At 63.8% G+C, this 16,394-nt stretch carries 16 protein-coding genes and 1 tRNA gene; 6 read left to right on the top strand and 11 right to left on the bottom strand.

The features are described from left to right. Positions 1-11 precede the first annotated feature (11 nt). The 3 genes from phoU to phoR all read left to right on the top strand — a co-directional run bounded on the left by phoU (position 12) and on the right by phoR (position 2,843). Positions 12-716: a phosphate signaling complex protein PhoU gene (gene phoU, locus HDG39_RS12455; protein WP_027198295.1), complete on the top strand. Its 705-nt coding sequence runs from the start codon at positions 12-14 to the stop codon at positions 714-716. Positions 717-742: 26 nt separating this feature from the next. Beyond that, positions 743-1,444: a phosphate regulon transcriptional regulator PhoB gene (gene phoB, locus HDG39_RS12450; RefSeq protein ID WP_085480866.1), complete on the top strand. Its 702-nt coding sequence runs from the start codon at positions 743-745 to the stop codon at positions 1,442-1,444. A gap of 85 nt (positions 1,445-1,529) precedes the next feature. Further along, a complete protein-coding gene (gene phoR, locus HDG39_RS12445) occupies positions 1,530-2,843 on the top strand; it encodes a phosphate regulon sensor histidine kinase PhoR (RefSeq protein ID WP_184006233.1) in 1,314 nt (437 codons plus the stop codon). A 28-nt stretch (positions 2,844-2,871) separates the two neighbouring features. Here phoR and ppk1 read toward each other — a convergent pair whose 3' ends face one another. Then, the gene (ppk1, locus tag HDG39_RS12440; protein WP_018421230.1) at positions 2,872-4,935 is read right to left on the bottom strand and encodes a polyphosphate kinase 1; all 2,064 of its coding nucleotides are present in this window, start codon (positions 4,933-4,935) and stop codon (positions 2,872-2,874) included. 204 nt (positions 4,936-5,139) lie between these two features. Here ppk1 and ppx point away from each other — a divergent pair, with 204 nt between their 5' ends. Next, positions 5,140-6,792 carry an exopolyphosphatase gene (gene ppx / locus HDG39_RS12435; protein WP_184006232.1) on the top strand — a complete coding sequence of 551 codons (1,653 nt, stop codon included), beginning with the start codon at positions 5,140-5,142 and terminating at the stop codon, positions 6,790-6,792. A 93-nt stretch (positions 6,793-6,885) separates the two neighbouring features. Here ppx and HDG39_RS12430 read toward each other — a convergent pair whose 3' ends face one another. The 5 genes from HDG39_RS12430 to HDG39_RS12410 all read right to left on the bottom strand — a co-directional run bounded on the left by HDG39_RS12430 (position 6,886) and on the right by HDG39_RS12410 (position 9,431). Continuing rightward, positions 6,886-7,698, bottom strand: a complete 813-nt coding sequence (locus HDG39_RS12430; protein ID WP_184006231.1) for a GNAT family N-acetyltransferase — start codon at positions 7,696-7,698, stop codon at positions 6,886-6,888. Positions 7,699-7,853: 155 nt separating this feature from the next. Then, on the bottom strand, positions 7,854-8,312 hold the full coding sequence (locus HDG39_RS12425; protein WP_018421227.1) for a SixA phosphatase family protein: 459 nt from the start codon (positions 8,310-8,312) through the stop codon (positions 7,854-7,856). 212 nt (positions 8,313-8,524) lie between these two features. Next, positions 8,525-8,601: transfer RNA gene (locus HDG39_RS12420), tRNA-Pro, on the bottom strand. Positions 8,602-8,711: 110 nt separating this feature from the next. After that, a complete protein-coding gene (locus HDG39_RS12415) occupies positions 8,712-8,870 on the bottom strand; it encodes a DUF3309 family protein (protein ID WP_018421226.1) in 159 nt (52 codons plus the stop codon). A gap of 384 nt (positions 8,871-9,254) precedes the next feature. Further along, positions 9,255-9,431, bottom strand: a complete 177-nt coding sequence (locus HDG39_RS12410; protein ID WP_018421224.1) for a hypothetical protein — start codon at positions 9,429-9,431, stop codon at positions 9,255-9,257. Between the two features lie 151 nt (positions 9,432-9,582). Here HDG39_RS12410 and HDG39_RS12405 point away from each other — a divergent pair, with 151 nt between their 5' ends. Next, the gene (locus HDG39_RS12405) at positions 9,583-9,750 is read left to right on the top strand and encodes a hypothetical protein (protein ID WP_184006230.1); all 168 of its coding nucleotides are present in this window, start codon (positions 9,583-9,585) and stop codon (positions 9,748-9,750) included. A gap of 287 nt (positions 9,751-10,037) precedes the next feature. Here the strand turns inward: HDG39_RS12405 and HDG39_RS12400 are convergent, their stop codons facing one another. The 5 genes from HDG39_RS12400 to HDG39_RS12380 form a co-directional block, all read right to left on the bottom strand. After that, positions 10,038-11,405 (bottom strand): MATE family efflux transporter, encoded by a 1,368-nt coding sequence (locus HDG39_RS12400; protein WP_184006342.1) that lies wholly within the window; start codon positions 11,403-11,405, stop codon positions 10,038-10,040. 41 nt (positions 11,406-11,446) lie between these two features. Continuing rightward, positions 11,447-11,755 (bottom strand): DUF2288 domain-containing protein, encoded by a 309-nt coding sequence (locus HDG39_RS12395; RefSeq protein WP_184006229.1) that lies wholly within the window; start codon positions 11,753-11,755, stop codon positions 11,447-11,449. Positions 11,756-12,742: 987 nt separating this feature from the next. Next, the gene (locus tag HDG39_RS12390) at positions 12,743-13,069 is read right to left on the bottom strand and encodes a hypothetical protein (RefSeq protein ID WP_184006228.1); all 327 of its coding nucleotides are present in this window, start codon (positions 13,067-13,069) and stop codon (positions 12,743-12,745) included. Positions 13,070-13,163: 94 nt separating this feature from the next. Then, positions 13,164-13,886 carry a peptidoglycan DD-metalloendopeptidase family protein gene (locus HDG39_RS12385; protein ID WP_184006227.1) on the bottom strand — a complete coding sequence of 241 codons (723 nt, stop codon included), beginning with the start codon at positions 13,884-13,886 and terminating at the stop codon, positions 13,164-13,166. A gap of 153 nt (positions 13,887-14,039) precedes the next feature. After that, entirely contained in the window at positions 14,040-14,948 is a 909-nt protein-coding gene (locus tag HDG39_RS12380) for an aldose epimerase family protein (protein WP_184006226.1), read from the bottom strand. Positions 14,949-15,535: 587 nt separating this feature from the next. Here HDG39_RS12380 and HDG39_RS12375 point away from each other — a divergent pair. Then, on the top strand, positions 15,536-16,366 hold the full coding sequence (locus tag HDG39_RS12375; protein WP_184006225.1) for an undecaprenyl-diphosphate phosphatase: 831 nt from the start codon (positions 15,536-15,538) through the stop codon (positions 16,364-16,366). The last annotated feature ends 28 nt before the right edge of the window (positions 16,367-16,394 follow it).

Raw genomic sequence — 16,394 nt, 5'->3', positions numbered from 1 at the left:
CGGAGTACGACATGTCCGATAAACATCTGTCCAGCCAGTTCGACGCCGACCTCAACCTCGTTTCGTCGAAGGTGCTAGAAATGGGCGGCCTCGTCGAATCGCAGATCGTCAACGCGATGCAGGCGCTCAACGAATTTGACCTCGACATCGCCGAGCAGGTAATCGTCGCCGAAGACCGTCTGAACAAGATGGAAGTCGAGATCGACGAGGAGTGCAGCAACATCATCGCGCGCCGTCAGCCGGCCGCGCGCGATCTGCGCCTGCTGATCGCGATCTCGAAGACCATCACGAACCTCGAGCGCGCCGGCGACGAAGCCGAAAAGATCGCGAAGCGTACCAAGCGTCTGATGGAAGACGGCGCATCGCGCACCATCAACATCGCCGAGATCAAGCTGTCCGGCGAAATGGCTGTGTCGATCCTGCGCCGTGCGCTGGACGCGTTCGCGCGTCTGGACACGGTCGCCGCCGCGCAGATCGTGCGCGACGACAAGGCGATCGACGAGGAATTCCGCGCGTTCGTGCGCAAGCTGATTTCGTATATGACCGAAGATCCGCGTTCGATCTCCGTGGGCCTCGACTTCCTGTTCATCGCCAAGGCGATCGAGCGGATCGGCGACCACGCGAAGAACATCGCGGAATTCATCATCTACATCGTCAAGGGTACCGACGTGCGGCACCAATCGCGCGACGCGCTCGAACGCGAAGCGCTCAGCTAATCCAGAGATAAGGAACAGAGGTGCCGATGCCCAGCAGCATTCTCGTCATTGAAGATGAGCCCGCCATTTCCGAACTGATTTCGGTCAATCTTCAACACGCCGGGCACTGCCCGATTCGCGCGTACAACGCGGAGCAGGCGCAAAACCTGATCAGCGACGTGCTGCCTGATCTCGTGCTGCTCGACTGGATGTTGCCGGGCAAATCGGGTATTTCGTTCGCGCGCGATCTGCGCAACAACGAGCGTACGAAGCATATCCCGATCATCATGCTGACCGCGCGAGGCGACGAGCAGGACAAGGTGCTCGGCCTCGAGATCGGCGCCGACGACTACGTGACGAAGCCGTTCTCGCCGAAGGAGCTGATGGCGCGCATCAAGGCGGTGCTGCGCCGCCGCGCGCCGCAGCTGACCGAAGACGTGGTCGCGATCAACGGCCTGAAGCTCGATCCGGCCACGCACCGCGTCGCCGCGCATGCGGAAGGCAGCGAGATCAAGCTCGATCTCGGCCCGACCGAATTCCGTCTGCTGCACTTCTTCATGACTCACCCGGAGCGCGTGCACAGCCGCACGCAACTGCTCGATCAGGTGTGGGGCGATCACGTGTTCGTCGAAGAGCGGACCGTCGACGTGCATATCAAGCGTCTGCGCGCGGCGCTCAAGCCGGCAGGGTGCGATGCTATGATTGAAACGGTACGCGGCAGCGGTTACCGGCTGGCGAAGAGCGCCTGATAGCCATCGGCGGCGCGCGGCATTGCATGGCGCTGTGCCGCCGTACCTCCCTCCTGCGCTGTATTTTCTCTTCGATCGCTAGACCATGAACATCATCTGGGCGCGCTCCATCGTGTCGGTCGTGCTGCTTGCTGTTCTGTGCGCGGTGGTCGGCGCACTGGTGAACGTCAAGGCAGGGCTCGCTCTCGCCATCGTCCTGCTGCTCGCACAGAGCGTCTTCAGTACCTTTCACAAGCAGCGTCTGTGGCGTCTGCTCGACGCGCCGGTGTACGGCGAAGTGCCGAGCGCCCCCGGCATCTGGGGCGAAATCTACTATCGTCTGCACAAGCTCGCGAAGCGCTGGCACGCCCAGGTGCGCCAGGTCGAGCAGCAGCATTCGCGTTTCATCCAGGCGATCCAGGCGTCGCCTAACGGTGTCGCGATGCTCGACGATCATGATCAGATCGAGTGGTGCAACGCGATTTCCGAAAGCCACTTTGGGCTCGATGCGAAGCGCGATCTGCGTCAGCACATTACGCATCTGGTGCGTCATCCGGATTTCGTGCGCTATCTGAATTCGCATCGGTACGAGGAAATGCTGATCATGCGCGGCATGGGCGACAAGCGCCAGAACGTGCTGTCGGTGCAGGTGTTTCCTTACGGCGACAATCGCAAGCTCGTGCTGTCGCAGGACATCACCGAGCTCGAGCGCACCGATGCGATGCGGCGTGACTTCGTCGCCAACGTGTCGCACGAATTGAAAACGCCGCTCACCGTGTTGTCTGGCTTTCTCGAGACGATGCGCGAGCTGCCGTTGGGCGAAGCCGAGCGTGCGCGTTATCTCGAGCTGATGGAGCAGCAGGCGTCGCGCATGCGTCATATCGTCAGCGATCTGCTCGTGTTAGCGAGGCTCGAAGGCGACAACAAGCCGCCGAGCGATCAGATGATCGACATGCGCGCGGTGTTGCGGCATCTGCGCGACGACGCGCAGAGCCTGTCCAGCGATCATCACAAGATCGTCTTCGATGCCGACGAAGCGCTGACCGTCACCGGCGTCGAAACCGAGATTTTCAGCGCATTCGGCAATCTGGTGACGAACGCGATCCGCTACACGCCGGACGGCGGCTCGATCAAGGTTAACTGGCGTGCGCAGGGTGGCCATGCGGTGTTCTCGGTCACCGATAGCGGCCTCGGCATTCCGGCCGCCGATATCCCGCGGCTCACCGAGCGCTTCTATCGCGTCGATCGCAGCCGTTCGCGCGATACGGGCGGCACCGGGCTCGGTCTCGCGATCGTCAAGCACGTACTGCAACGGCACGATGCGCAACTCGACGTGAAGAGCGAAGAAGGGCGCGGCAGCACGTTCACGGTGCGCTTTCCGGTGTATCGGACGGCGCACGTTCAAACCGCACAGGTTTGAACGCGGCAGTCGACTGAAACGCGGGCGACTACGAACAGAACTTGCCGAGCAGGCTCATCTGCGCATTGCGCGACGCCTTGCCCGGCCGGCGTCGACGATAGTGACCGTCGCTCTGCATCAACCAGGCCGACTGGTTGTCGCCGAGAAACGCCGACAGCCCTTCCGCGATCACGCGCCGCTTCAGCCGCCGGTTGTTGACCGGGAATGCGACTTCGACGCGCCGGAACAGATTGCGATCCATCCAGTCGGCGCTCGACAGATAAACCTGTTCCTTGCCGCCGTCGTAGAAGTAGTAGATGCGATGGTGTTCGAGAAAGCGCCCGACGATCGAGCGCACCGTGATGTTCTCGGAGAGCCCTTGCACGCCCGGCTGCAGCGAGCACACGCCGCGCACGATCAGATCGATCTTCACGCCGGCCTGCGATGCTTCGTACAGCTCGGCGATCACCGTCGGCTCGAGCAGCGCGTTCATCTTCGCGACGATGCGCGCCTTTTTGCCCGCGCGCGCATGCTCGGCTTCCTGGCGGATCGCGTCGACGAGCTTCGGATGCAGCGTGAACGGCGACTGCCACAGCTCGTGCAGCTTCAGCTCGCCGCCGATGCCGGTGAGTTGCTGGAACACATGGTGCACGTCCTCGCAGATCTTCTGATCGGCGGTCATCAGACCGAAATCGGTATAGAGGCGCGCGGTGCGCGGGTGATAGTTGCCCGTGCCGAGGTGCACGTAGCGCTTCAGGATCGCCTTGCCGCCCGCCGACACGCGTCGCACGATCAGCATCATCTTCGCGTGACACTTGTGGCCGACTACACCGTAGACCACGTGCGCGCCGACCGCTTCGAGTTGCGAGGCCCAGTTGATGTTGGTTTCCTCGTCGAAGCGCGCGAGCAGCTCGACGACCACCGTGACTTCCTTGCCGTTGCGCGCGGCCTGCATCAGCGCATCCATCAGCGGCGAGTCGGTGCCGGTCCGATAGATGGTCTGCTTGATTGCGACCACGTTCGGGTCCTTGGCCGCCTGCAACAGCAGCTCGAGCACCGGCTGGAAGCTCTCGTACGGATGATGCAGCAGCACGTCGCCCTGATCGATCACGTCAAACATGCTCGCGCTGTTGGCGATCTGCCTCGGCGTCGACGGAATGTGCGGCACGAACTTCAGATCCGGCCGGTCGACCATCTCGGGCAGCTGCATCAGCCGCACCAGATTGACGGGGCCGTTCACGTAGTAGCAGTCCTTGTTCGACAGACCGCTTTCGTCGAGCAGGCGCCGCACCACATGCGTGGGCGTTTCCGCCGACACTTCGAGCCGCACCGCATTGCCCAGATGCCGCGCCGGCAGTTCGCCCTGCAACGCGACGCGCAGATTGGTGATTTCGTCTTCGTCGACGAACAGCTCGCTATTGCGCGTGATGCGAAACTGATTGCAGCTGCGCACGACGAGATTCGGAAACAGCTCGCCGACAAAGTGTTGGAGCAGCGAGCTCAGCAGCACGAAGCCATGCGGATAACCCGACAGCTCCTGCGGCATGCGCACGAGTCGCGGCAGCGCGCGCGGCGCCTGCACGATGCCCATCATCGCCTGACGGCCGAACGCGTCCTTGCCCTCGAGCTCGACGACGAAGTTCAGGCTCTTGTTCAGCACGCGCGGAAACGGATGCGCGGGGTCGAGACCGATCGGCGTGAGCACCGGCAGCAGTTCGTTGAAGAAGTAGTTGCGCGCCCATTCGGTCTGCGCGTCGCTCCAGGCTTCGTTGCCGTGGAAATAAATGCCTTCCTGTTCGAGCGCGGTGAGCACCGTGTCGTGCAGCATCGTGTACTGGCGATGCACGAGCTTCTGCGCACGTTCGACCACGAGGTCGTACATGTGAAGCAGCGACATGCCGTCGGGCGACAATGCGCCGGGGTTGTCGCCCATCTGTTCCTGAAGCCCGGCCATGCGGACTTCGAAGAATTCGTCGAGGTTGCTACTGGTGATGCAGATAAAGCGGAGACGTTCGAGCAGGGGGACGGCGGGATCGGCGGCTTGCGCCAACACACGCTCGTTGAAACCCAGAATGCCCAGCTCGCGATTCAATAAGGGATAGCGGACGGACATCGGCGGCGAGATTGAAATGTCTGAAATGGAGACAGAAAGACGCTCGGAAATTCTCACGGTTTGGTGACGTCCTGATGACATCGGTGATGTTTTTAAGATTTTATGCCGCAATCGTCGTCTGTCGTCAATATGACGCGCTACCTATGCGACGATACCGAACTCCCTGCGCCGCGAGGTGACACCGTGAAGGCTGCTACGCTTAGAATGGCGTCTTTGAACAGCGCGGCCGGCCGCGACGCGCATCATGCGCCGAAGGCGCCGGGCAGGCGCGTGGCGCTGCCGGAGTCCGCCGCCACGCCCTCGGCCGCATCCGCCGCGCTCGCGCGCATGGAGTACGCTTACCCGATGGTCAATATTCCTCATCTCCTCGCCGCCGTCGATCTCGGTTCGAACAGCTTCCGGCTCATCGTGGGCCGGGTCGAGGAAACCGACGCGGGCAGCCAGATCTATCAGGTGGACGCCTTGCGCGAGCCGGTGCGGCTCGCGGCCGGGCTATCGAGCGACAAGATGCTCGATCGCGCGTCGCAGGTGCGTGGCTGGGATGCGCTGAAGCGCTTCGGCGAGCGGTTGCGCGATTTTCATCCGGACCACGTGCGCGCGGTCGCGACCAATACGCTGCGCATCGCGAAGAATGCGGGCGAATTTCTCGGCGAAGCGCAGGCCGCGCTCGGTTTTCCGATCGAAGTGATCGCCGGTCGCGAGGAAGCGCGCCTGATTTATGCGGGCGCCGCGCACTCGGTGCCGGCGAGCGCGGGCAAGCGGCTCGTCGTCGATATCGGCGGTGGCTCGACGGAATTCATCATCGGCTCGCACTACACGCCGATCATGATGGAGAGCTTGTATATCGGCTGCGTGAGCCATAGCCGCGCGTTTTTCCCGGCCGGCAACGTCGACGAGTACACGATGCGCCAGGCCGAGCTCGCCGCGCGCCGCGAAATCCAGATCATTTCCGCCGAATACAAGAAGACTGGCTGGGAGCAGGCGATCGGCTCGTCGGGCACCGCGCGCGCGCTCGCCGAACTGGTCGAGGCGAACAATTTCAACGATGCGGGTGTCACGCACGGCATCTCGCGCGGCGGCCTCGAGCGGCTCAAGCGTGCGCTGATCAAGGCCGAAAACGTCAACCGGCTGAAACTGATTGCGCTGAAGAGCGACCGCGTGCCGGTGCTCGCGGGCGGGCTGTCGATCATGATCGCGGTGTTCGACGAACTGGGCGTCGACTATGTCGACACCACCGACGGCGCGCTGCGCCTCGGCGTCATGTACGACCTGCTCGGCCGTTCGCAGCACGAGGACATGCGTACGGTGACGGTCGAGGGCTTCATGCGCCGCTATGGCGTCGATCGCCCGCAGGCGGGGCGCATCGGCGATCTGTCGACGAGCTTCTACGACCAGTTCGTCGAACCGGACGAGGAACGCCGCGCGGAAAACCGCATGTTCATCGGCTGGGCGGCGTCGCTGCACGAAATCGGGCTGTCGATCTCGCATAGCGCGTATCACAAACACTCGGCTTATATCGCAAGCAATGCCGACATGCCGGGCTTTTCGCGTACCGACCAGGCGCGCCTCGCCGCGCTCGTGCTCGGCCACGCGGGCAAGCTCGGCAAGCTGTCGCAGACGCGCGACGTCGAATGGCCGCTGCTGTTCTGTCTGCGGCTCGCGGCGTTGCTGTGCCGTCGACGCGCGGACGTCGGCCTGCCGGGCATCACGGTTGCTCAGGCGAACGGCGGCTACGAGGTGCGTTTGCCGAACGCGTGGGTCGCCAACAATCCGTTGACGGATTACAGCCTGATCCAGGAGGCGGCGGAGTGGGAGAAAGTCGGGATTCCGTACCGTGTCGTTTATACGGACGATTGACGCGATGCGATTCGACGCACGCGTCGAATCGCGGCGTGTGCATGAACAAAAAAAGCCCTGCAAATGCAGGGCTTTTTCGTATCTCGGCGCAGCTTATCGCGGCAACGCATCGCCGAGGAAGTGCCGCGCATAGCGGGCGTTGATATCGGACAGACGGAACAGCGTCAGGAAATCCGCGGTATTGAAGTCGGGGTCCCACGCCGGTGCGCCGCAAATCTTCGCGCCGAGACGCAAGTAGCCCTTCACGAGCGGGGGCGGCGCGACGGCGGCACCCGTCTGCAGTTCGTCGACTGGCAGCGGCGTATGCGGGAACGCGCGATATTCGGGCGCGGTCAGCGCGTTGTCGCGCAGCGAGCAATACAGGTTCGCCGCATAGTGGCCGCCGTCGGCCATCGCGACGCTCGCGCAGCCGAGCATCGTCTCGTAGCCGTTGTGCTTCATGTACGCGGCGAGCCCAGCCCATAGCGACATGATCACCGAGCCGCTGCGATAGTCCGGATGCACGCACGAGCGGCCGACCTCGACCATCTTCGCGCGCAGATGCGTGAGACGCGACACGTCGAACTCGCTTTCCGCATATAGACGGCCGATGCGCGTGGCCTGATGCGGCGGCAGGGCGCGATACGTGCCGACTACTTTCAACGTGTCGAGATCGCGTACCAGCAAATGGTCGCAGTACGAATCGAAGGCATCGACGTCGAGGCCCGCGGGGCCGCTGAGGCGTGCGCCCATTTCGTCGGCGAAGACGCGATAGCGTAGACGCTGCGCTTCACGCAGCTCTTCGTCGGTACGCGCCCACGACACTTGCAGGCGATGCTGCGCGGTGACCGTTTCCTCGGCACGCGGCAGACGGCGCGGTTCGAAAAGCGAGGCGAAGGGCAGGGTGGGCGTCGGCAGTTCTCGCATTGGCTGTCCTAGTCGAAAAGAGTGAGGATTTCTTTTTTCGCCAATGTAGTAACGCGCGGTGACGCTCGCATGGCAAAGCCGTGACGATTGGATGACTGCCCGTAAGCCCTCGCGTGGGTGCCTGTAATGTCGGAGGCGTCGCGCGACACGCGCGCTCAGATCAGATCGGGGCTGATGGCGGCGCGCAACACCGCCTCGTCTTCGCCGTTGCGCTCGCGGCTCTCGATCCACCAGATGCCGGCTTTTTTCAGTGGCCAGCTCGCGCGGCTGTCGCCGAGCAGTTGCGCGGCGACGTGGCCGAGCGTCGGTTGATGGCCGACGATCACCACGGTTTGCGCGATGCCGCCGGGCCAGCCGGCCGCTTCCAGGACGTCGTTCGCGCTCGCATTCGGCGCGAGTTCGCGCACGACGCGGTACTGGTCGCTCAACGTCTCGGCGGTCTGGATGGTGCGCACGGCGGGGCTCGCGAGTATGACCGCGTCGTCGGGCAAACGGGCGCGCAGCCATTTCGCGGCGTTCTGCGCCTGCTTGCGGCCGCGCGTGGTGAGTGCGCGGGAGAGATCGCTCGCGGCGACATCTTCTGCTTCGGCGTGACGCCAGAGGATCAGGTCCATGGGAGTCTCCTTTTTGAGCGGCTTGGGATGGCGTTGCGGCGGGCTTACGCGTCTTCGCAGCGAGGTACCTGCCCCAAGCACTGTCGCATGCGCGGGTGATGATTTGCAAGGCGAGTGCCTGACGGGTCGGCTGTCTGCGTCCACGTGAACGCGAGCCAAAAAAGCAAAAACCCGCGAAGCCGGAGGCTTCGCGGGTTTCGACCTGCTTTTCGTGGTCGGAGCGATAGGATTCGAACCTACGACCCTCTGATCCCAAATCAGATGCGCTACCAGGCTGCGCTACGCTCCGACGAATCCGAGAGTATAGGGGGTGCGGGCAGGAGCGTCAATCCCTTGGCGGCAACAACCGCACGGGCAACGACGTTCGCCGTAGCGGGCTCGCACCGGCCTCGCGGTGGGCTATATACGCCCCATCAACAGCAGAATGATCACGATGATCAGCACGACGCCGACGAGTCCAGTCGGCCGATAGCCCCAGCCGCTGCTATACGGCCAGCTTGGCAACGCGCCGATCAGCAGCAGGATGAGCACGATTAGCAGGATGGTTCCGACGGTCATGACGTTCTCCTTTTTGCGGGGGCCGCGAAATCGCTGGCCGCATCGTCACGCTGGTTTGGCGCACGCGCCGCGACAATCGACGCGCGTGTCGCGCGTCTGTTGCTGGATCGGAACCAGCAAGGCATGTGCCCAGCACCCGTTAAGCTCGATGCAGTGAGGCCCTGGACGAAGGCGCAGAAGGAGAGAGCGACGCAGGAAGCGTCGTCGTTCGATGTATGTATGTTCAAAGAACCGGAAAGGCTTCGCGCACGTCCAGCGGACCTCGATGCGCGCAGGCGCCGCAACGGCGGTCATCGCGTCATCGAGCGGACGCGCGACTGAGGCACCGTGACATGCCGGTGCCGCGGCCAGAGGCCATGCGGTCCGAGTCGAAGATCACCCGCATCAATGCCTTGGACGCCTCCAATGCGGCATATGTAGATGCTGATGCGTCCAGTGATGCAGCATGCCCTCGCCATCGTGTTCACGCCGGTAGGCCCGCGATTCGAAAATCGACAACGCCACCAGCACGATCAGGCCTATTGCGAGCCCGATCAGGCCCGCGATCGATTCACCGTCCATGGCAGTCTCCCGGTAGGTTCAGCCATGAACCCATAGTAGCGCAGCTCTGGCGAAATCTCACGAAATGGAACGGGCGGAACGCGCTTTGCGGTTAGACTCTCGGCGCGCCGGCGGACGTCCGCCATCGCTTTGTCCTGGAGACGATTGCAAAATGACCCGCGTTCTGACTCTTGCCTTGCTGTTTTGCGCCGGCGTCGCCGGCTGTGCGGACAATCCGTCCGCGCATCGCGGCAGCCCGCCACATGATCCCGCCGACTACCACGGCGTGCCCACCGATGATCGGCCGCCCGCGATGGCGCCCGCACCCGTCGCACAGTGAGCGCTCGTTCAGCGAAGAGAAAAGAGTGCAGCCCGTGGTGAAGCTGTGCAACGAGAAAGCGCCTGCAGCGCGAAACCGTCGTTGAAGTGAAAACGACCGGGAAAGGGTGGGGAAAGCGAAGCACCGGCGCGGGCACGCCGGCACTTCTGACCCGTGCCGACTGTTCGCGCGGAGAGCACGGGCTGAGAGCATTCTAGGACGCGCTCGTTATGCGATATGTATGCGCTTGTTTCAAGCCGTAACGGTCTGTCGCCCGCCGAATAGCCAATGACGCCCCACGCACCGCGCTAGGCGGCCGCAATCCCCCGCGACACGCCCGGCAGGTAACGCGCGAGCGTTGCGCCACGCGTGGCCATGAAGATCAGCAGCGCGATCCACAGCCCGTGATTGCCGTGCCACGCTAGCAATGCCGATGACGCCGCCACGAACACCGCAAGCGACACCACCATCGACATCATCAGCTCGCGCGTTCGCGTCGCGCCGATGAACACGCCGTCGAGCAGGAAGCCCCACACCGAAATTAGCGGCGACAGCGCCGCCCACGGCAGATAGGTTTCGGCCGCGGCACGCACGGCGGCCTGATCGGTCAGCCGCTCGATGATCCACGCGCCCGCGCCCCAGTACGCACACGAGAAGCCGATTGCGCCGAGCGCCGACCACAGCGCGGTGACCTTGACCGCCTGCGCGAACGCGTGACGATCGCGCGCACCGATCGCCGCGCCGACCAGCGCCTCGGCCGCGTGCGCGAAGCCGTCGAGGCCGTACGCCATGAAGGTCTGGAAATTGAGTAGCAATGCGTTAGCGGCGAGCGTCGCGTCGCCTTGCCGCGCGCCGAGATGCGCGAACCAGCCGAACGACGACAGCAGGCAGAGCGTGCGCACGAAGATGTCGCGATTGAGCACGACGAGCCGCTTTAGCGCGGCGGCGTCGAACAAGGCGGCGCGATTCAGCGCGGGTAGGCCGCGCGGCCTGCCGTGCCATAGCAGGGCGAGCCCGAGCACGAAGCCGAGCGCGTCGGCGGTCGCGGTAGCCGCGCCGATGCCGGCCACACCCCAATGAAACGCGTACACGTACAGCAGCACCGCGACGACGTTCACGCTGTTGATGAAGACCTGCGACAGCAACGCGAGCCGCACCCGCTGCGTGCCGAGCAGCCAGCCGAGCACCACGTAGTTGCCGAGCGCGAGCGGCGCGGCCCAGATGCGCGCGTGGCAATAAATCTGCGCGTGCCGCTGCACGGCGTCGCTGCCGCCGATCGCCCGCAGCGCATAGTCGATCAGCGGTTGCTGCACGAGCAGCACCAGCGCGCCGATCGCGGCCGCCATCAGCAGTGCGCGCACGACGGTGTTGCGCAACTCGTCGCTGCGGCCCGCGCCGTGCGCCTGCGCGACGAGGCCGGTCGTACCCATGCGCAGGAAGCCGAAGCCCCAGAACACGAAGTTGAAGAAGAGCCCGCCGAGCGCGACGCCGCCGAGGTACGAGGCACTGTCCAGATGACCAGCGACGGCGGTGTCGACCGCGCCGAGGATCGGTTGCGTCAGATTCGCGAGGACGATCGGGAATGCGAGCGTGAGCACCCGGCGATGCCAGCGCACCGGCAGCGCGGGCGCGCTGGCTGGGTGTGCGGCGGTTTCGGATGGCGCGGCGGGGGGCATACCGGCATCGGGTATACCGGCATCGGGCGTCCTCGCGTCGTTCAAGAGCGCTCCTGCACACACACCCAGGGCGAGACGACGACCGCCCACAGCTCGGGGTCGCGCGCGGCGAAATCGGCGGCCGTCTCCGACTGCACGCGCTCGACGAGGCCGGAGGACAACCATTGGGCGACCTGGGTGGTGTCGTCGTTGGCGATTGCTTCGGCGACGCTCACGAGATCGAGGTCGCGCGCGACGTGCAGCAGTATGCCGCCCGCAAAGAAACGTTCGAGTTCGCTCCAGCCGATCTTGGCGGTTTCGCCGAGCAGCTTTGCGTAAAGGGGGCTTTGGGAGGCGTCGCTGGAAGTCATCGTGGGCAGGGTCGGACAGGGCCGTCACTATAAACTATTGGCAATGACCGGCGGGCTGCGTGGCGGCCTTGCGCAACGCGCCGGGCGGTCTTTATGCAGCGCGGACTGAATCGGATTCTGAACCTGGACGGCGGCGGATTCAACGACGGCGGCGCACCAGGCGTGCCGCCCATCAGCGCCGGCCATTAATCGTCCGAATATTCCAAACGGAAACGACTTTGAATGCGGTTTCAATATTGTCGGCGGAATTGTCAATGTTAAAGATTTCACTATTCGCGAATTATTGTGAAGAAGTATTGACGCTTATTCGGAAGAGTTGCCGCGACTAATCGATGCGTTACGTGCGTTTCCGCACCAAGTTAATATTCGCAACCCAGAGCGGTGTTATCGCCGAATGAGTTAGTGTTATTCGGCCAGAGGTCTTTCCTCTGCTGTTTTGGCGGGACTTTCCGCTGATAGCCCAGGAACATTGGCCGATGCGATACTCCGACATTCCTGTTTGAATGATCTGGCGTGTGGAGTATCCCAGCTGCGGCGCATTAAGCCGGGCTGATTCCGACATTTCCGATTCACGGATTGCGGAATCCGTACGCCGTGTAACATTGGCCGCAAAATTAATGCATTGCGCTTGTAAATGCAGATTGTTAGATTTCGTTCTGGCGCATGGTGAACCGGTCCTTTGCCGATATGCGCCGAACCCCCGTTAGCCCGGCCTCGTGCCGGGCTTTTTTTTTGAATGGATTTACGCGGATGTTTAACCCTGCCGCAGCGATCTTCACCGCGAATTCACAATATGCGACCGATGATGGCGGATTATTTTCTCGGCGCGAGACTCATGACCGGAGTGATCATTTTTGTCGGCGTGTGGCTAATCGCGCTCGCGTTGCTGGTGCGCTTCGCCGCGCGCATCGATCCACGCTCCGGGCGCTGGCGACGCCGCTAAGCGGTGGCGCTCGGCGGCCGCACGTGCCGCACGGCGTGCTGCCTTTACTGCTTGCAGCGGATGACCATCGAACGATTTTTCACATTCGCACCGAAAATCCCACCGATCGTGCCGCCCGACGTCGCGCCGTTGTCGACGTCTTTCGAAACCACCTCGTACCCGTAGTTGCCGCAGGTTTCGCCCGCTCGCTTGTAGCACTCGGCCCAGCTCGTGCTGGCGTCGCTGCCGCTGCAGTTGATCGCGAAACCGGTATCGCCGCTTGGCAGATAGGTCATCGTGGTCGTGGTCGAGCAGCCGCCGAGGCCGCCGAGCGTCAGGAGGCCAAGACTGATCGTTGCCGCCGTCGCGACGCGCGCCAATGGGCTTTTCATTTCAGATTCCTTGCAAATAACGGAAGGGCGTGGCGCGTAGCCACGCCGCTTCGAATTGAGCGTTTATAGCACGGCGGATTCCCGCGCCTGCCGCCTAGCGCGGTGGCAGTTCTTTCGACGGATCGATCGAGCGGCCCTGGTAGCGCAGTTCGAAATGCAGCATCACGCGATCGGTATCGGTGTCGCCCATTTCGGCGATTTTCTGGCCGCGCTTGACCGATTCGCCTTCCTTCACCAACAGCGCGCGGTTATGCGCGTAAGCCGTCAGATAGTCGGCGTTGTGCTTGAGGATCAGCAGATTGCCGTAGCCGCGCAGACCGTTGCCCGCATAGACGACGGTGCCAGGCGCCGCCGCGACGATGGGCGTGCCGGCCGGCGCGGAAATATCGATACCCTTCGAGTTGCCGCCGTCGAAACGGCGGAACACCGTGCCGTCGGCCGGCCATACCAGCGAGATCGGCGCGGGTGCGGTCGCCGGCGTAGTGTCCGCGGGCGCAGGGCGCGGCGTGGCCGCTGCGCTCGCGCTGCCACTGCTGCTACCGCCACCGCCGCTGCGGATCGCGCCGCTCGTCGACGCCGCGCCGGTTGGTGGCGCGACGCGCAGCACCTGCCCGACCTCGATGCTGTCGGGATTGGTCAGGTTGTTCCAGCGTGCGATGTTCTGCACCGATTGCCGGTTGCCGCGCGCGATTTTCGACAGCGTGTCGCCCCGTTCGACCCGGTAGTAGCCCGGCCCCACCGGCGCCGACCCGCACGCGGCGAGCAGCGCGAGCAACGCCGCGCAGCCGAGTCGTTTGATTCTTGTCGTTTCCAGCATTGGACCTCGCAAAGCACTGCCGCGCTGATCCCGATCACGCGGCACAGACAGACAAAGCGTTCGATTCTAACGGTTTTGTGTTGCGCCCCCCGGCGAGGGGGGGGCGAGGTGGCAGGCGGGCGCTTCGAGCGGCTCGCCGCCGGCGCCGGCGTATCAGCTGGTCTTCTCGACGGTAATGCGCAGTGCCGCCGTTTCGGTTTGTCCCGGCTCGAGCCAGCGCAAACCTCGGCCGTTGTGGATCGCATCGGGCAAGCCGAGCCACGGCTCCACGCAGTAAAAGTCCGACTGCGGCGTTTCAGTCCACGTCGTCACCGAGTACCAGGGCACCGAGCCGGGCCGCTGCAGATCGATCGTGATCACGCGATCGATGCCCGGCGCCTCGACCCTCACCGGTCGTTCGGGCGTGCCGGTCAGGCAATGGAAGCGGTCGTAGATGCGGTCTTCGTCGAGCGTGTAGCTCGCTTCGCCTGGCTCGGCGGGGCTGATCGAGCCGTCCTCGAGCTGACGGCACCGCTCGGTGCGCGGCAGTTCGATCGTCGTCTGCGCGCGCTGCGTGTGCGGCAGCGTGAAGTAGAAGTGATGGCCGGCGTAGTAGGGCAGGGGCGCGTCGCCGGTATTGGTGGTGGTCAGCGTCACGTCGAGCGTGCGCGGTTCGATGAGCTCGTAGGCGGCCTCGAAGCGGAAGCCGAACGGATAGGAGCCGCGGGTCGCTTCACTGTCGGTCAGAACCATCCGCAGGCCGGCGCCATGCACGTCGGCGTGAGGCTCGAACGGCAGGTCGCGCGCGAAGCCGTGCATCGGCAGCTCGCGCACGGTGCCCTGCGCGTCACGCCAATAGCCGATCTTGCCGTCGACGCGATGACGGCCGAGAAATGGAAACAGCAGCGGATTGCCGCCGCGAATCCGCGCGGGCACGCTCCAGTCGGCGTGCTCGGGCCAGTGAATCACCTCTTCGCCGTCGATCGTCCACGACAGCAGACGGCCGCCGGCTTGCGGCGAAAAACGGAGCACCGAGGCGTCCTGGGCGATCTCGAGAATGTCCTGTTCCGGGGAGAGGGGCATGGTCAATAGGTAGCCAGATAGAGGTTGAGGGTCGCACAAGGCGGCCGCGTGCGTCGGCCGTTGCAACCGCATCGAAGCGGCGTTTTGCGCCATCCGCTGCGACTGCGTCTCGCGCGGCGAAACCGCGATTTTGCGCTGCTTTGCGCTACGGGGAAACCCTTCCCGGGAAATTGCGGGTGTCGGAAAAGGGCGAATCCTATTGATAATCCGCCTGAGCGTCCGGTCCATCCGACTCCCGGGCGAATCGGCTCAGGAGGCTTCATGGATCTCGCAACGGCAATGGCGGTGGCCTTATTCGGTATATTCACGGCCAGCACGTACTACTTCTTCCACTCGCTCGAACGCTGATCCCGCTGGATTCATTCTCTGTTTCACAGCACGCGCGCGACGAATCCGCCGCCCGCTTCCTTGCACTCGCGTAACAACGGTGTCGAGTTGTGACGCGGCGCGTCAATATCTCTCCGAATGTCGCCTAACCGCTTGGCGCTGGGTGTGTAGCCAGGCATAATCGGTGCGCCTTTGACGCGCCGGCTCCCCCTTTTGTGCGGCGCGCAGTTCCCCGACACTTTCCTTACAAGGACCGCCGCGTGAACCTGTCGTTTCTCATTTTTCTGAGCGTGCTGCAAGGCGTTACCGAACTGTTTCCGGTGAGCAGCCTTGGCCACACGCTGCTCGTGCCAGCCCTGTTCGACATGCATATCGACAAGCATGCGCCGCAACTGCTGCCATTCCTCGTCGCCCTGCATCTCGGCACCGCGTTCGCACTGCTGTGGTACTTCCGCGCGCGCTGGTACGCGCTGGTGCGCGGTTTCTTCGCGTCGCTCGGCGGCCGCCGCAACGACGACGGTCACATGATGTGGGCGCTGATCATCGGTACGATTCCGGCGGGCCTCGTCGGTCTCGTGCTGGAAAAGCGCCTCGAGGCGCTTTTTCATGATCTGCGGATCGTCGCGATTGCGTTGATCGTGAACGGCGTGCTGCTGTGGTTCGGAGATCGTCTGCAACGCGCGCGCGCGCATCAGGCGCCGGAAAAGCTGACGTTCCGCCAGGCCTTCTTCGTCGGCCTCGCGCAGATCGGCGCGCTGATACCGGGCTTCTCGCGCAGCGGCCTGACGATGATCGCCGGCAATGCGGCCGGCCTCACCACCGAGAAAGCGGCCGAGTTTTCGTTCTTGCTCGGCACGCCGATCATTTTCGCCGCTGGCGTACTCGAACTGCCGAAGCTGCTTCACGCGCCAAGCCAGCTTGCCGACGCGGTGCTCGGCGGCGTGCTGACCGCGATCGCAGCGTACCTGAGCGTGCGTTTCCTGATGCGCTATTTCGAAGGCCGCGGACGTCTCGCGTCGTTCGGCGCGTACTGCGCGATCGCGGGGATCCTGTTCCTCGGCTGGTTCATGCTGCATCCGCAGCCGGCCTGAGCGCGCTGGGCGATCGGTTATAATCCGG

Source organism: Paraburkholderia lebeckiae (assembly GCF_014201005.1).
Classification (GTDB): Bacteria; Pseudomonadota; Gammaproteobacteria; order Burkholderiales; family Burkholderiaceae; genus Paraburkholderia; species Paraburkholderia tuberum.
This window is presented reverse-complemented; position numbering and strand designations above follow the sequence as displayed.

Bases quoted from the DNA above. Each gene is read 5' to 3' on its own strand.
- HDG39_RS12390 (WP_184006228.1), bottom strand. From the start codon at position 13,069: ATGAAAAGCCCATTGGCGCGCGTCGCGACGGCGGCAACGATCAGTCTT.
- HDG39_RS12385 (WP_184006227.1), bottom strand. From the start codon at position 13,886: ATGCTGGAAACGACAAGAATCAAACGACTCGGCTGCGCGGCGTTGCTC.
- HDG39_RS12380 (WP_184006226.1), bottom strand. From the start codon at position 14,948: ATGCCCCTCTCCCCGGAACAGGACATTCTCGAGATCGCCCAGGACGCC.
- HDG39_RS12415 (WP_018421226.1), bottom strand. From the start codon at position 8,870: ATGACCGTCGGAACCATCCTGCTAATCGTGCTCATCCTGCTGCTGATC.
- HDG39_RS12405 (WP_184006230.1), top strand. From the start codon at position 9,583: ATGACCCGCGTTCTGACTCTTGCCTTGCTGTTTTGCGCCGGCGTCGCC.
- ppx (WP_184006232.1), top strand. From the start codon at position 5,140: ATGGCGTCTTTGAACAGCGCGGCCGGCCGCGACGCGCATCATGCGCCG.
- ppk1 (WP_018421230.1), bottom strand. From the start codon at position 4,935: ATGTCCGTCCGCTATCCCTTATTGAATCGCGAGCTGGGCATTCTGGGT.
- HDG39_RS12410 (WP_018421224.1), bottom strand. From the start codon at position 9,431: ATGGACGGTGAATCGATCGCGGGCCTGATCGGGCTCGCAATAGGCCTG.
- phoB (WP_085480866.1), top strand. From the start codon at position 743: ATGCCCAGCAGCATTCTCGTCATTGAAGATGAGCCCGCCATTTCCGAA.
- HDG39_RS12425 (WP_018421227.1), bottom strand. From the start codon at position 8,312: ATGGACCTGATCCTCTGGCGTCACGCCGAAGCAGAAGATGTCGCCGCG.
- HDG39_RS12395 (WP_184006229.1), bottom strand. From the start codon at position 11,755: ATGACTTCCAGCGACGCCTCCCAAAGCCCCCTTTACGCAAAGCTGCTC.
- phoU (WP_027198295.1), top strand. From the start codon at position 12: ATGTCCGATAAACATCTGTCCAGCCAGTTCGACGCCGACCTCAACCTC.
- HDG39_RS12400 (WP_184006342.1), bottom strand. From the start codon at position 11,405: ATGCCCCCCGCCGCGCCATCCGAAACCGCCGCACACCCAGCCAGCGCG.
- HDG39_RS12430 (WP_184006231.1), bottom strand. From the start codon at position 7,698: ATGCGAGAACTGCCGACGCCCACCCTGCCCTTCGCCTCGCTTTTCGAA.
- phoR (WP_184006233.1), top strand. From the start codon at position 1,530: ATGAACATCATCTGGGCGCGCTCCATCGTGTCGGTCGTGCTGCTTGCT.